The following is a 15779-nucleotide window of genomic DNA, read 5'->3' as shown; positions in this document are numbered from 1 at the left end:
ATATCTATAGTTGCTAATAAATTTAGAAATTTTCTCTTTTCGTTTTTTATGATTGTGAAAAGAACAAATTTTCAAATGAATTAGTTTTATGCCATCGGTAAATATTAAAATCTCTTCTATCAACAGTAAGAATACGTCCATTTTCTAAATGTTCAGCAAGTACAACCAGGGAAGCATCAGCTAAATCCATTGGTAAATTTGCGTAATTTTCCATTAATTGAATCATCCTTTCAACATGATACTTTTCGAGATCAAAAATCTCAAAAGCACCCAAACAAAAACTTTTCAAAAAATTGAATGAGGCTGTATCACTAGCAAATTGTGTTAACATATAACAAGTTTCAGTAACTACTGGATAAGTTGAAATCAGTGGTTCTGAAATACTATTAAACGCAATTTGTGCTTGAAAATGATAAGTATCTCTTTGGTTAAACAAAGCTAAAAAAGCACCAGTATCAACAATAATCATAATCGCTCTTTTTCTTGTTTATCCTCAAGATAGTTAGCCATTTTTGTTTTATAAGTAACAGATAGATCAGAATCACCATTAAAACATCCGACTAAACCAAGTTCTTTAAATATTGCTAATGGAGTTTTGTTATTAGTCTGAACTTGGTTATAGTATTCTTCAATAGCTTGTTTAATAGCTTCACTAAAATCTTGATTCGTTTGTTGCTGAATATACGCAAGTTTTTCAACACAGTCATCATCAAGTTGGATTTCCAATTGCATAAAATTACCTCTACTGGCAAAATTAACGGCTAACTATCTATAAATTTACGTTAGCATCTAATCAAATAAATTTCAAAAAATAGCTGCCCTCTATCATATTCTTCCAACTGCTCCAATTTCATTCAGTCGAAACATACAATGTACCGCATGAAGGTGTTATTTCGTAGTTATGCTGTATATAATAAAACAAAACTACGAAGGGTTAATTTCCGTTAATTTACTTTGCTTTCATGTCAGCTATAGCACCTCTAGTCATGGCAGCGATCGCTTTATCGGTGGCTTTTGGTAGGTGATAATATTTACCTCCAGCGGTTTTCGATAATTCCTTCGCAAAACCAGTCGATACAAATTTACTCTCCGTATCAATTACTAACAATTGCATTCCCGAAGCCCTAATTCTGGCCGCAATGTCTAATAATTCGGCTTTGATATCTGGTTTTTCTCCCGGTTCTATGGGTTCACCTAAAGAACGAGCTAAAGGAATATTACCGCGTCCATCAGTAATTGCTACGATAACAACCTGCCCAATATCGCCGCCCATTTGGGCATTTATCCCCACCCTTACGGCTTGAGTTAAACCATGTGCTAAGGGAGAACCACCACCACAGGGTAATCTTTCTAACCTATTTTTAGCTAAAGCAATGGAACGGGTAGGAGGTAATAATACTTCTGCTTGTTCTCCTCTAAAAGGGATTAAAGATACTTGATCACGATTTTGATAGGCTTCTGTTAAAAGCTGCATAACTGCACCCTTGGCAGACTGCATCCGATTTAAAGCCATTGAACCAGAAGCATCTACAACAAATACGACTAAAGCGCCGGCTTTTCTCACTAACCGCTTAGAACGGATATCTCCCTGTTCAACAATTACCTTTTTATCTGGTTGTCTAGCTCGACGTGCTTTTTGATACGGGGCTGCGGCTCGCAATGTGGCATCTACGGCTATCCGTCGGGCTTTACCTTTGGGAATCATGGGCTTGATATAGCGTCCTCGGTCGTCTGAGAAGATAATACTGCGACTTCCTGATTTACCTTGACGTTGTGCCATTTGAGTAAAATAAAGCACTTCTGGGTCAAGAATTACCCCTTCTGGGTCAAAAATAAACTCTTCGGGAATGTCTGGAGGTTCTTGCTGTTCTTGGTCTTCTTCTTTTTCCTCTTCCTGTTCTTCCTCTTGTTCTTCTTCTTGTTCCGACTCGTCTTGACTTTCCTGTGGTGGTGGGGGAGGAGGTGGTGGTTGCTGTTCGTCTGGTGGTGTTTGGATGATCGTGGTTCTGGGGACTATGACCAATTCCACCGCGCGACGTAAATCATCCGCTGTTACACTATTACGTCCTTCTAATGCTGCTGCGGCTTTAGCAACACGCACTGCAAATAGTTCCGCGCGATGTCCTTCCACACCCCCACGAATGGCTTCATTGACCAGGTAGGTAATTTGTTCGGGGGTAATGGTGACTTCTTTTAACCATTCCCGTGCGAGGATGATTTGGGTTTGGAGGGAGTCTATGTCTTCGCTGTATTGTTGCAGGAATTGTGTGGGAGAATGAGAATAGGCGATCGCTTGTGCAACTGCCTGTACTCTTTGATCTATACCCAGAACTCCGTCTGCTGATAGTGCGATCGCTATTCTATCAAGTAAATGTTCTCTTAATGCCCCTTCTTCTGGATTATAGGTGGCAATAAACAACGGTTTACAAGGGTGTTGAAAACTGATTCCTTCCCGTTCGATTTGGTTGCGTCCGTCGGATAAGACTGATAAAAGTTGGTTACTAATTTGGTCATCTAATAAATTGATTTCATCCACATACAGCACGCCTCGATTAGCTGTAGCGAGTAAACCCGGTTGAAATATTGTATCACCCTGTTTAACCGACTGTTCCACATCCACAGAACCTAAAAGCCGGTCTTCAGTCACACCCAGGGGAATTTGGACAAAAGGTGCGGGGATAATTTCCGTTTCTAGCTCCTGTCTTTGTGCAGCTAAGAGTTGATCATCCCATTCTTCTGGATGATTGGGGTCACAGTTGCTAAGGGAATTTTTGACAACTTCAATAGGTGGTAATAAAGCGTGAATAGCACGCGCCATTACAGATTTGGCTGTACCGCGACGACCTGCAATTACCACACCCCCCAAAACGGGGTCAACTGCTGTCAACAGCAAAGCTATTTTAATTGCTTCTTGGCCGACTACAGCAGCCAAGGGAAAAGCAGTCATTGTCGGGGTAAGAGTAGGCGCTGGCATTGTTTCCTTAATAATTATTATGATTCTAGGATAGCAATTCTTGGCACATTTTAGAATATATTTAATGGCAATTCCTCAAGGAGCAAGATATATGACTAGGATTCAGGTTAAAAGTTTTACTTTAGAAGAATATCACCAACTCACCGAAATCGGCTTTTTCAAAGAAGATGATCACATTCAATTAATTAACGGAGAATTGATAGAAATGGTATCAAAAGGTAGATCGCATGAAACTTGTTTACGTAATTTATTGCGGGAACTTCCTAAAATGATAGGAGACAGAGGAACTTTACAATCTCAAGCCCCTATTATCATACCACCAAAAAGCGAACCAGAACCAGATTTTGCAATCATCAAAAATCGTGATGATAATTATTTATTATCTCACCCCCAAGGGACTGATATCTTATTAGTCATAGAAGTTGCAGATTCTTCGATAGATTATGACCAAAAGGTGAAAATACCTCTGTATGCAAAAGCCGGAATTGTTGATTATTGGATATTTAATTTATTAGATAATTGCTTAGAATGTTACAGTGAACCATATCAAAATAAACAAGGTCAATTTGGTTATGCAAATAGGCGAATTGTCTTACCAAATCAAGTGATATCTTTACCTTGTTTCTCTGATTTATCGCTAGATTTAAGTAAAGTATTTCCTCCGCATTAGATATCTGAATTTTTTGACAAATGATTCATAAATAACATATAATTATAAATAGGTTCAGCAACACTGTCAAGTTAAAAATTTATTTACCTTGGGTAAAATGGAGCTACAGATATGGTACAACAACTCACACCAGAAACCAAATTAGAAATCATCTACCCTGATAGTGATGGAAATCCCATGGCTGATAATACAGAACATTATGAATGGATAGTTAAAATCAAAGAAAATTTAGAGCTATTATTTGCTTCAGAAAAAGATGTGTTTATCGCTGGTGATTTACTGTGGTATCCGGTGGAGGGAAGTGTAAAAACCCGTCAAGCACCTGATATCATGGTTATTTTCGGTAGACCAAAAGGTAAACGCGGTTCTTATAAACAATGGGAAGAAAATAATATTGCTCCTCAAGTAGTCTTTGAAATTTTATCTCCAGGAAATCGCAGCCAAGAAATGGCTAAAAAACTCCTTTTTTATCAACGTTATGGTGTGGAAGAATATTATGTTTATCATCCAGAAAAAATTGAATTAACTGGATTTATCCTTCAAAAAGAATGGTTAGAAGATATCGAAGAAATTAATAATTGGGTAAGTCCGCGTTTAGGAATACGGTTGGAAATAACATCAAGTAATTTAGAAATTTATTATCCTAATGGAAAAAAGTTTCTCACATTTCTAGAATTAAATCAACGGGCAGAAAATGAGTATGAACGCGCAGAACAAGAATATAAACGCGCAGAACAAGAACGTCAAAATTATCAAGACCTATTAGCAAAATTAGAAGCTAAAGGTATTGATATCAATACTCTTTAAAATTCATATTCCTATCATTTTCGGTTAGTGATATGAGAAGCAATTTTATTTTGCTAGTGTGACAAATATTTATTTAAAAACAATGTTATGGGGTATGCAAATGATGAAATTAACAGGTTATAAAATAGTTGAAAAAATTTATTCTAGTAGTGAAACTTTGGTCTTTCGAGGTATAAGAGAAAAAGACAAAATATCAGTAGTTATCAAGTTTTTACGCCATGATTACCCAAAATTTGATAAATTGGTGCAGTTTCGTAATGAATATACTATTATCAAAAATCTCAATATTTCGGGAATTATTAAAACCTATGGTCTGGAAAATTATCAAAACGGATATGCTTTGATAATGGAGGATTTTGGGGGTATTTCTCTCCAGAAAAGAATGAAAGAATGGGGGGAAGGAGGTATGGGAAACAGCGCGACAGGATTAAGAGAATTTTTCACTATTGCTCTACAAATAGTTTCTATTTTAGAAGAATTGCATCATCAAAAGGTGATTCATAAAGATATAAAAACCGCTAATATTCTAATTAATCCTAGCACCTTAGAAGTTAAGATAATTGACTTTAGTATTGCTTGTTTACTTAAGAGAGAAACTCAAACTCTCGCTAGTCCTAATGTTTTGGAAGGAACTTTATCATATTTATCTCCAGAACAAACTGGACGTATTAATCGCTTAGTTGACTATCGGACAGATTTCTATTCTTTAGGTGTGACATTTTTTGAACTTTTGACTGGAGAATTACCTTTTGCTAGTAATGACCCCATAGAATTGATACATTACCATATTGCTAAACAACCTCCATTATTACATGATATTCATAGTCATATTCACCCGATTTTATCGGCAATTATTCATAAATTGATGGCAAAAAATGCTGAATATCGCTATCAGTCAGCTTATGGAATTAAGTATGATTTAGAAATGTGTCTAAAAGCTGGAGAAGAAACTGGAAATATTCAGACTTTTGAATTAGGAAAAAGAGATATTAGCGATCGCTTAACTATTCCTGAAAAACTGTATGGTAGAGAAGTAGAAGTAAAAACTCTGCTCACAGCTTTTGAGCGTATTTGTGCTAATAATAAGGAAATTATCCTGGTAGTTGGGTATTCGGGAATTGGTAAAACCGCTGTAGTTAATGAAATTCATAAACCCATAGTTTGTGCTAGGGGTTATTTTATTAAAGGAAAATTTGATCAATTTCAACGCAATATTCCTTTTTTCGCATTTATACAAGCTTTCCGAAATTTAATAGATCAACTATTAACTGAAAGTGATGCTCAATTGCAAGAATGGAAAACTAAAATTCTGTCTGCATTAGGAGAAAATGCTCAAGTTATTATTGCTGTTATCCCAGAATTAGAACAAATTATTGGTAAACAGCCTCCTGTTCCAGAATTGTCCAGCATAGCGACAGAAAATCGTTTTAATTTGCTATTTGAGAAATTTATCCATGTTTTTACTACTCAAAAACATCCTTTAGTCATATTCCTTGATGATTTACAATGGGCAGATTTGGCTTCTCTTAAATTGATGCAATTACTCATAACTACAAATGAAATTAGTTATTTATTGTTAATTGGTGCTTATCGGGATAATGAAGTATCTGCAACACATCCTTTAATATTAACTATTGAGAATATCTGCAAAACTGAATCTATAGTTAATACTATTAACCTAAATTCTCTCAATCAATCTGACCTAAATCAACTTATTGCTGATACTCTTAATTGTCCGACTACAGTAGCTCTACCTTTTACTCAATTAGTCTATTTAAAAACCCAGGGAAATCCCTTTTTTAGCCAGCAATTTATCAAATCTCTCTATGAAGATGGTTTAATTAGCTTTAACTTTGATTGTCGTTATTGGCAGTGTGATATTACACAAATTCAAGCCTTAGCTATCACTAATGATGTGGTAGAATTTATGGCACTGCAATTACAAAAATTACCCGAATCAACTCAATCAGTATTAAAGCTGGCAGCTTGTATTGGCAACCAATTTAATTTAGATACATTAGCAAAAATTAATCAAAAATCTCAGATAGAAACAGCGGTAGATTTGTGGAAAGCATTGTTAGAAGAATTTGTAATTCCGACAACAAAAATTTACAACTTCTTTCAATCTGATTTACTAAATAGTCAACAGTTATCAGCAGTTCATAACTACGAAGAACAGAAATTTAGTTACAGATTTTTACATGACCGTGTACAGCAAGCTGCTTATTCTTTGATTCCTGACCAGGAAAAACAATCTACCCATTTAAAAGTTGGGCAATTGCTATTAAAAAATACTTCGGAAAAGGAAATAGAAGAAAATATATTTGAAATTGTAAATCAGTTGAATATTGGCATGGATTTAATTACAGTTCAGTCAGAAAAATATACAGTAGCTCAACTAAATTTAATTGCCGGTTCTAAAGCTAAATCAGCTACAGCTTATGATGCTGCTTTCAGGTATTTAAAAATAGGTTTATCATTGCTTGCAGCCGATAGTTGGCAGCATGAATATAATCTAACATTAAACCTTTATATAGAAGCGGTGGAGGCAGCATATTTAAGTATTCATTCTGAGGAAGCAATAACATATATAGAAATAGTTAGGAAAAATGCAATTAGTATATTAGATGAAGTTAAAGTATACAAAAAGCAAATGCTAATGTATGACATGGAATTAACCTTTAATACGGGGATAAAATTATTAGAGAAACTAGAAGTTACTGTAGAAAAAGTACCCCTAATAAATGTTAACGTTGAGGATTTAATCCATTTACCAAAAATGACAGATCCTTATAAACTTGCAGCAATGGAGATACTAATGGGACTTGGTTTTGTGGCTTATTTCTTACAATCAGATATGGAATTGCTGATTACACTTACTATAATAAACCTGGCTATTAAATATGGCAATTCTGTGGAATCTGCTTATATTTATGTTTGTTATGGTTTGATAGTCTGCGATAGGTTTTCAGATATTGATACTGGATATAGTTATGGAAAATTAGCTGTTAATTTATCAGAGCAGTTTGATAATCAAGTGATCAGATTCAGAATTTTAGTGTTATGGTATTCTCATATTATTTATTGGAAACAGCATTTTCGAGTATCTATAGTTCCTTTACAAGAGATTGCTGAATATGGCTGGAAAATAGGTGAAACAGACTTTTTAGGTTTTGCTTATACCTTTAAGATGTTCATGATGTTATTTACTGGGGAAAATTTAATAACTGTATCTGAATATCTAGAAAGTTGTGCTGCTTTAATCTCTCATAGAAAACTCGATTGGCATACTCAAAATATCAAAACTTGGCAACAAATAATATTTAATTTGCGAGAAATAAATCAGGATAAATGCCAATTTAATGGTGATTTTTTTACTGAAGACTTGTTTCTGTTTTTAGTTAATACTAAAAATCATCACTCTCTCTTTGGATTTTATCTAACTAAAACTATGCAATTTTATTTATTTAAAGAATATAAAAAAGCCCTTGATAGTGCTATTTCTGCTAAAGAATATATAACATCTGTACCAGGACAAATTACTGTCAGCCAACATCATTTTTACTATTCTTTGTCTCTTTTGGCTGCATATAATTATCAGTCAGAACATGAACAAATGGAGTCTATAAAACAAGTTTTAGAAAATCAGGAAAAGATGCAGTATTGGGCTGTTAATGCACCCATGAATTATCAACATAAATATGACCTAATAGAGGCTGAAAAAGCGCGAGTTTTAGGACAAATGCTGTTAGCAATGGAATATTATGACCGAGCTATTCAAGGTGCAAATAATTATGAATATCTTCATGAAGAAGCTTTAGCTTATGAATTAGCAGCAGAGTTTTATTTATCTTTAGGTAGAAATGAAATTGCTTCATTATATATGACAAAGGCATATTATGGATATTTACGTTGGGGAGCAAAAGCTAAGGTAGACCATTTAGAAAAATCCTATCTCCAATTACTTGCTAAGACTCTACAAGCAGGAAAAAAACCTGTATCAATGATGATTTCTAAAAATAATAATATTTCGGAGGCTATTGATTTGAATACAGTTATAAAATTCTCTCAAGTAATTGCTAGTGAAATCCACATAGATAAATTGCTATCAACATTAATGCAAGTGATGATGGAAAATAGCGGTGCAAATAAATCTGTTTTAATTTTAGTTAGAAATAATCATCTATTTGTGGAAGCGATAAAAATAGCTAATACAACTATGATCCAGGAATCAATCCCAGTTAATTTAAGTAAAGATATTCCTATAACGGTGATTAATTATGTTTATAATACGGTGAAAATATTCGTAACAGATGATATTAAAACTAATCTTTTAATAGCTGCTGATTCTTATATTGTCTTCCATAATCCTAAAAGTTTATTATGTCTTCCTATTATTCATAAAGGTAAATTGATAGGTATTTTATATTTAGAAAATCAGCTAACTGTAGGGGCATTTACATATAATAAAATTGAAGTTTTGAATTTGTTAATGACTCAAACTGCTATTTCCCTAGAAAATGCTCAGTTATATACTAATTTATCAGAACAAGCAGACAGCCTCAAACAAGCTAATCAACAATTAGAAGAATATGCTATGACTCTCAAAATCACCAATCGTTTGCAAAAGTTGGCTGATTTATCGCTGGCTATTAATTCAACACTATCAACTAATAATATACTGGAATTGGTTACACAGCAAGCTGCGGAAATTATTGGAGCACACCAATCAATTATTAGTATTAATGTAGATGAAAGTTGCACAAAAGTAAGTCATACAATTCATCTTTCAGAGCAGCATGAATGGTGGCGAAAAAACTATGAAAAGTTTGATGAATCTGATTTTTATAAGTTAGTTTGTCAAATGCAAAATTCAATGCGAATGACTCAAGCTGAACTAGAAGCACATCCAGCCGCAGTTAATAATGTTAATAACAATTTACCCCTGCGCGGTTGGTTGGTAGCACCACTGATTAATATTAAAGGTAAACACATTGGTTTTATGCACCTTTCTGATAAATATGAAGGTGATTTTACAGAAGATGATGAAGCTATTTTAGTGCAGTTAGCACAAATGCTATTATTAGCAATGAATAATGCCCATCTTTACGAGGAATCTCAACGAGCTAATCGCATTAAAGATGAGTTTTTAGCCATACTTTCTCATGAATTAAGATCGCCCCTGACTTCTATAGTTGGTTGGTCACAAATGCTGAAAACTGGGAAATTAAGTCCCGAAAAAATAGCACTGGCTTTAGAAACTATAGAACGCAACGCCAAATTACAAACCGAATTAATTGAAGATGTAGTAGATATTTCTCGAATGGTTCGAGGTAATATTAGCCTCAATATTCATCCAGTAAATTTAGTATCACCAATTGAAATGGCAATTAATACTATGTATTTAGCCGCAAAAGCTAAATCAATTAAAATATTGTTCACAATTGAATCTGATAATGTAATGGTATTAGGTGATCCAATTCGTTTACAACAAATTGTCTGGAATTTACTCACCAATGCGATTAAGTTTACATCCCCCGGAGGACAAGTTGAAATCGGACTAAAAACATTAGAATCAGAAGCACAAATTCAAGTAATTGATACAGGATCTGGAATCACTCCTGATTTTATGCCTTATATTTTCGACTATTTTCGTCAAGCTGATGCTTCTAATACCCGAAATTATGGCGGACTGGGAATCGGTTTAGCAATTGTCCGTCACTTGGTAGAATTGCACGGGGGAAATATTTGGGCTAAAAGTTTAGGTAAAGGACAAGGAGCGACTTTTACAGTCAGAATACCATTAATCCAGTTACAGCCAGAACCAAACCCCGTGAGTGAGCCGCTAAATAATTCCGCAAATCCAAGTATTGATGGCGTAAAAGTGTTAGTTGTTGATGATAATATTGATATCTGCGATTTTTTAGTTTTTGCATTAGAAGAGTATGGAGCGGTAGTCATGACTGCGGATTCTGTTAGGGAAGCATTAAAATCTCTGGAACAATTTCCAGTAGATATCTTAATCACTGATATTGGAATGCCAGAGGAAAATGGTTATAATTTACTTGATCAAATTAGGTCTTTAGAATCTACCGAAAAAAGACAAATACCTGCGATCGCACTCACAGGTTATACTGCAAATGAAGTCATTGTCCAAGTATTAAACGCTGGGTTTCAAAAGTGTCTTTCTAAACCCGTAGATGTATTTGAATTAATTACAGTTATTTCCGAACTGGTAAAATAATTTTAAATTGTGTTAAAATATAAATTGATAAATTGATAAATTGCTTACCAAGGTGTATTAATCAACAATTACTCTAAATTATGAACCAACCACTAAACCAAGAACAATTAAACCAGATCATTGCTGAAGTTCAAACATTACAATTACGCCAAGAATCAGAACTTAATCAACAGCAAATTAAAGAGATTTTACAAGATTTAAATCTACCACCGGAATTATTAGATGAAGCCTTAATTCAAATTCGGCGTAAACAAGCTTTAGAAGTTCAACAAAGCCGTAATAAATTAATTGGTTTCGTAGTGGCTACATCTGTAATTATCGGTATAGGATTAACAGTGTTTTTTCATCAACAAAAAAGTTCTTTATTGGCTAATATTTCCGCACAACAAGACAAAATTACCCTAACATCAAATAATGAAAATTTAAAAAATATCTCCCGTCAAGCTAATTCAGAACTTGTTTATCGTGTGACTTTGAAAAATGCACCTATAGGTAAAAAACTCAATCTTTCTTGTAATTGGATTGACCCAAATGGTCAAGTTGTTAAACAAAATCAATATCAAACTCGTGAAATAAAAACTTCAGTTTGGGATACTGTTTGTCGTTATAGTATTAATCCTACCGCATCTGTGGGAAATTGGCAAGTACAAATGTTGCTTGAAGGTCGGAAAATTAGTGAAGAAACTTTTGTGGTGCAATAGTTATGTTTCCCTATCATTTTATTGGTTATTGGGGTGATAAAAGCAAAGAGTTTCTCACGCAGAGGCGCAGAGGCGCGAAGAGAGGAGGTGAGGAAGAGAAGTTTTTTTGGGATGTTGTTTATATTGGTTGTGAGTCTTTACCTGTATTACCAAAAAATACGATTGCGGGTATTTCGGCTGGGGGTTTTTCGATCTTAGATGTTTGGGTGAAGATAACAGATAATCAGTTAATTTTGGGGTGCGAAATTTTTGGTAAAGTGCCTTTATTTTGGACTCAGCAAGGTGGAGTAATTTGGTTTTCTTCTCAGTTACAATTGCTTTTAGAAATCATAGAAAAACCGGAGATTAATATTTCTGGTTTATATGGTTATAGTTGTTTTTCCTATGTTCCTAATCCTCTCACTCCTGTTAATCAAGTGTTTTCTGTAGCTGCGGGAACTGAGATTATTTGGAAAGATGTTGATAATCCTCAAGTTCATAGTATTTATCAATGGTGTGAATCAAAGTCACAAATTCAAGATGAAAATACAGCAGTTTCTCAATTACAAGTTTTACTGAAAAATTCTATTCAAAAACAAATTTCTAATTTAAAAGATGAACCTGTGGGGGTTTTTCTGTCTGGGGGTTTGGATTCTTCTATTGTTGCGGCTTTGTTGGTAGAAGCTGGGATAAAAGTTCGTGCTTACTCTTTGGATTTTGGTAATGTGGGAATTTCTGAATATCCCTATGCGGAACAAGTTGCAAAGTTTCTGAATATTCCTTTGGTTAAAGTTGATGCTAGTCCTGGTAAGATTAAACAGGCTCTAATTCCTACTATCAAAGCTTTAGATTTACCTTTTGGTGACGGTGTGACTGTTCCTTTATATCTCCTCAATCAAGTTGCTAGTCAAGAAACTCAAGTGATTTTTAATGGTGAAGGTGGTGATCAATTATTTGCTGGTTGGACTAATAAACCTTTAATTGCTGCGGGTATTTATCAATCTGAACACCCTAATCAAGAAGAAAGTTTTATTCAACAATATCTGCGGACTTTTCACCGTCTTTGGGGTTATGAATCAAGGGTGTATCAGCCGGAAATATATGCTCAGATTCAAGGTTTAAATGCTCAGGAATGGTTGTTAAATGCTCTTGATGCTAGTTTTTGTCCTTCGTTGTTACATCGTCTCCGTCGTGCCAGTTTGATGTTAAAAGGAGCGCAAAATATTCATCCCCGTGCGACTGCGTTGGGTTTTGCTCATGGGTTAGGTGTGAGATCGCCCTTTTGTGATTTACTGTTAGCAGAATGGACTTTTCAGCTATCTGGTGAACTGTGTTTACACGGTGCTTGTGAAAAGTATATTCTTAAACGCGCTGTCGAAAATTGGCTACCTAAGGAAATCGTTTGGAGACAAAAACGCGGTATGGGTGTTCCCCTCACCTCCTGGTGTCTAAATAATTTTTGGCATGATATTGGTAATTGGCTGAATCCTGGTATACTAAAATCGGAAGGTTGCTTTTTTCCTGATATTGCGTCACAAATTGTTACAGGTCAACTGGGGGGACAAATTCAAGGACGACGTATTGGTGAAAGTCTGTGGTTATTGATAATGTGGCAACTTTGGCACTATCATGTTTTTGGTTCTAAATTAGGCAAAAAGTCTTTATATCATCCATTTATTTTACCTCGATGGTTATGGAAAAAGTACCACCAATTCCCAATTTAGAACTAGAGCTTGCACAAGAGTTATTGCAAGTTCATGGTTCTCCTTTATACGTTTACGATAGCGATATTTTACGTCAAACTATTGCAGATATTACGGAAGCTATTAGTTATCCCCATACTAGGTTTCATTTTGCTAGTGTGACAAATGGTAATATCGCATTACTAAAAATATTTAAAAACGCCGGTTGGGGACTTCATGCTAATACTCCGGGTGATATTTATTTGGGTTTAAATGCTGGTTTTTATCCCCATGATATCGTCTATAGCGGTAGTAATTTAAATCGGGAGGAAATGGAACAAGTTATCAATTGGGGTGTGACAACCCTCAATTTAGATAGTATTTCTCAGTTACGTTTGTGTTGTGAGGTTTTTTCATTTCGCACAAAGACACAGAAAAACATAACAGAAAAGTTAAATCTTGGTTTGCGGTTAAATATTTCGGAGGATAGTCGTATTGGTGTTAGTTCTCTAGATTTTAATGAGGCTATTTCTATTAGTCATGCTGTAGGTTTAAAGATTTCTGGTTTACATTTTTATCGCGGTACAGGAACTAATGCAACAACAGCCTTTATTGATGTAATTGATTCGATTTTAGCAACTGCAAAAAAGTTACCAGATTGGCAATATTTAGATTTTGGTGGTGGTTTTGGTTATCCCTATCATCATGATCATGTGGCTTTTGATTGGCAATTATTTGGAAATCAATTAACTAATAAAATTAGTAAAATTGACAAAAATATTAATTTAATTATTGAGCCAGGACGCTCTTCTGTAGCGGGTTGTGGTACTTTATTAGCTAAAGTTGTTTCGGTAAAATGGCAAGGAGAAAAACAAATTATCGGTGTAGATTCTACTATTGCTAATATTGCTGTTATTTCTGTACATGGAGGTTATCGAGAAATTATAACTTTGAAAAATTCAACTTCTCAAAAATATCTAACTGACGTTTGTGGAAATACCACATATTCACGAGATTATTTAGGCAAAAATTGTCAACTTCCCGCTTTAGAAATTGACGATATTATTGCTATTTTAGATGTTGGTGCTTATGGTTATGCTATGTCTTCTCACTTTTTACATCGTCCCAGACCTGCGGAAGTCTTGTTAGAAAATGGTACATATCATTTAATTCGTAAACGAGAAGATTACAGCATTTTACTTAACAATCAAATTATGTAAAATCTGACTTCTTTAATTATTAATTAATTCCCAAAATAAGAATAGAAGTCGAGTATCTAAAACCACAATTTTTAACCAAATCAAAACTAACAAAACCATGAAATGTATTAACTGCGGAACTGACAACAAATTAAAAGACAGAACAGCAAATCAAGGAAGATGTATTAAATGTAATCATCCTTTTGTTTTTGAACCTACAAGTATGGGAACTGCAACAATTACCGATTCTATATTTTCTAAAACATTAGCAGATATTTCAGCTAGTTATACTTTATATTTTACACCCAAACAACTCCTTTATTTTTTAGATAGTCGGGTTAGAAAAAAGGCATTTCCAACAGCAGGATTTTGGTTTTCATATCTTTTTTGGAATGTTTGGGTAACAGGTTTTTTTGGAGGATTTACTTCTTTTATACCTAATTCTTTTCTTGTTGTTAATCTAGTTTACCAAGCAGTTACAATTTGGAATTTATTTAATAACACAAATTCAAGTAGATTAAACAATGCTAGTCGGAAAGCAAGTGCTAGAACCTTACAAAGACTGGGAGTGGTCATTCTGGTAGTGGGAATATCAGCAAGTTTATTTGTGTTAAATTCTTTCCCTGTTTTCTCTATTGTAGTAATTTTAGGGTTGCTATCAATATTTTTAGGAACTAGACAGTTAGGAAAAGTCGAAAATCTACCACAGGAACTTTTATTTTCTTCCATAGATTTAGATAGTTGGTTGACAAAATGGCAACAAATAAATGGTAAAGTTGATAAAGTTCTAACTTCACAACAAGAACAAATTGCACCTACATCTATTAACCCCGATATAACAGCTTATAGTTTTGATAGATTAGTAGTTTGTGATAGTGCTAATATTGCACAATTATTAATTGCTAATAATTTCCACTTTGAAAATAATTGTGCAATTCTCAGCATTACTGGTTATCCTCAAAGCATTTTCAATACAACAATGGAAATGTTACGACGTAACCCTGATTTAAAGGTTTATGCTATTCATGATTGTAGTCCTAAAGGTGTCAGTTTAGTTCATCATCTCCGCACCAGTGAAAAGTGGTTTTTAAATAGCAATGTGACAATTATTGACCTGGGACTTTTACCCCGTCAAATTATTGCGAGTCAGGGAAAAATGTTTACTCGGTTTTCTTCACAGTTAAAAGAAGAAGCTAAAAAATTATCTGTAGATATTCGTCAAAGTTTAACTGCTGAAGAATTAGCTTGGTTAGATACTGGTAATTTTGTCGAATTGGAATCTTTTACCCCACAAAAATTAATTCAAGTTCTCAGACATGGTATTTCTGGAAGCTTAAATTTAGAAAGTGATGATAACAGTAATATAATTTTAATTGGTGATTCAGGTATTAATTCAGGAAATGATATTTACCAGAAGTGTTGAATGTTAAGAAAAGCCTGATAAAAATAGCCAAAAATATGTTAAATTTTGGGCGAAGGATTAAAATATTTTGATTAACCATGATCATAAACTCATTTCCCAA

At 34.2% G+C, this 15779-nt stretch carries 10 protein-coding genes; 7 read left to right on the top strand and 3 right to left on the bottom strand.

Annotated features, from left to right (window positions below; translation table 11 throughout):
* Positions 1-46: 46 nt before the first annotated feature.
* From H6G44_RS15845 to bchD, 3 genes are all read right to left on the bottom strand, one after another.
* Positions 47-469, bottom strand: a complete 423-nt coding sequence (locus H6G44_RS15845) for a type II toxin-antitoxin system VapC family toxin (protein ID WP_028082198.1) — start codon at positions 467-469, stop codon at positions 47-49.
* A complete protein-coding gene (locus H6G44_RS15840) occupies positions 466-732 on the bottom strand; it encodes a ribbon-helix-helix domain-containing protein (RefSeq protein WP_190387516.1) in 267 nt (88 codons plus the stop codon). Before H6G44_RS15840 ends, H6G44_RS15845 begins: the two co-directional genes overlap by 4 nt.
* Positions 733-949: 217 nt before the next feature.
* The gene (gene bchD, locus H6G44_RS15835; protein ID WP_190387517.1) at positions 950-2974 is read right to left on the bottom strand and encodes a magnesium chelatase ATPase subunit D; all 2025 of its coding nucleotides are present in this window, start codon (positions 2972-2974) and stop codon (positions 950-952) included.
* Positions 2975-3065: 91 nt separating this feature from the next.
* Between bchD and H6G44_RS15830 the strand changes: the two genes are divergently transcribed.
* From H6G44_RS15830 to H6G44_RS15800, 7 genes are all read left to right on the top strand, one after another.
* Entirely contained in the window at positions 3066-3644 is a 579-nt protein-coding gene (locus tag H6G44_RS15830) for a Uma2 family endonuclease (protein WP_190387518.1), read from the top strand.
* Positions 3645-3755: 111 nt separating this feature from the next.
* Positions 3756-4451 (top strand): Uma2 family endonuclease, encoded by a 696-nt coding sequence (locus tag H6G44_RS15825; RefSeq protein WP_190387519.1) that lies wholly within the window; start codon positions 3756-3758, stop codon positions 4449-4451.
* Between the two features lie 100 nt (positions 4452-4551).
* A complete protein-coding gene (locus H6G44_RS15820; RefSeq protein WP_190387520.1) occupies positions 4552-10695 on the top strand; it encodes an AAA family ATPase in 6144 nt (2047 codons plus the stop codon).
* An 80-nt stretch (positions 10696-10775) separates the two neighbouring features.
* A complete protein-coding gene (locus H6G44_RS15815; RefSeq protein WP_190387521.1) occupies positions 10776-11396 on the top strand; it encodes a DUF3859 domain-containing protein in 621 nt (206 codons plus the stop codon).
* Between the two features lie 2 nt (positions 11397-11398).
* Positions 11399-13099 carry an asparagine synthetase B family protein gene (locus H6G44_RS15810; protein WP_190387522.1) on the top strand — a complete coding sequence of 567 codons (1701 nt, stop codon included), beginning with the start codon at positions 11399-11401 and terminating at the stop codon, positions 13097-13099.
* Positions 13069-14277, top strand: coding sequence for a diaminopimelate decarboxylase family protein (locus tag H6G44_RS15805; protein WP_390802824.1), 1209 nt, complete (start codon positions 13069-13071; stop codon positions 14275-14277). Before H6G44_RS15810 ends, H6G44_RS15805 begins: the two co-directional genes overlap by 31 nt.
* A gap of 97 nt (positions 14278-14374) precedes the next feature.
* On the top strand, positions 14375-15679 hold the full coding sequence (locus H6G44_RS15800; RefSeq protein WP_190387524.1) for a hypothetical protein: 1305 nt from the start codon (positions 14375-14377) through the stop codon (positions 15677-15679).
* Positions 15680-15779: the final 100 nt, after the last annotated feature.

Origin of the sequence: Aphanizomenon flos-aquae FACHB-1287 (assembly GCF_014698755.1) — a bacterium.
GTDB classification, from domain to species: domain Bacteria; phylum Cyanobacteriota; class Cyanobacteriia; order Cyanobacteriales; family Nostocaceae; genus Dolichospermum; species Dolichospermum flosaquae.
The sequence above is the reverse complement of the archived record's forward strand: the minus strand, read 5'-3'. Positions and strand labels throughout refer to the sequence as shown.

What these genes read in the sequence shown, in the direction of transcription:
- H6G44_RS15845 (WP_028082198.1), bottom strand. Translation starts at nt 469, where the DNA reads ATGATTATTGTTGATACTGGTGCTTTTTTAGCTTTGTTTAACCAAAGA.
- H6G44_RS15840 (WP_190387516.1), bottom strand. Translation starts at nt 732, where the DNA reads ATGCAATTGGAAATCCAACTTGATGATGACTGTGTTGAAAAACTTGCG.
- bchD (WP_190387517.1), bottom strand. Translation starts at nt 2,974, where the DNA reads ATGCCAGCGCCTACTCTTACCCCGACAATGACTGCTTTTCCCTTGGCT.
- H6G44_RS15830 (WP_190387518.1), top strand. Translation starts at nt 3,066, where the DNA reads ATGACTAGGATTCAGGTTAAAAGTTTTACTTTAGAAGAATATCACCAA.
- H6G44_RS15825 (WP_190387519.1), top strand. Translation starts at nt 3,756, where the DNA reads ATGGTACAACAACTCACACCAGAAACCAAATTAGAAATCATCTACCCT.
- H6G44_RS15820 (WP_190387520.1), top strand. Translation starts at nt 4,552, where the DNA reads ATGATGAAATTAACAGGTTATAAAATAGTTGAAAAAATTTATTCTAGT.
- H6G44_RS15815 (WP_190387521.1), top strand. Translation starts at nt 10,776, where the DNA reads ATGAACCAACCACTAAACCAAGAACAATTAAACCAGATCATTGCTGAA.
- H6G44_RS15810 (WP_190387522.1), top strand. Translation starts at nt 11,399, where the DNA reads ATGTTTCCCTATCATTTTATTGGTTATTGGGGTGATAAAAGCAAAGAG.
- H6G44_RS15805 (WP_390802824.1), top strand. Translation starts at nt 13,069, where the DNA reads ATGGAAAAAGTACCACCAATTCCCAATTTAGAACTAGAGCTTGCACAA.
- H6G44_RS15800 (WP_190387524.1), top strand. Translation starts at nt 14,375, where the DNA reads ATGAAATGTATTAACTGCGGAACTGACAACAAATTAAAAGACAGAACA.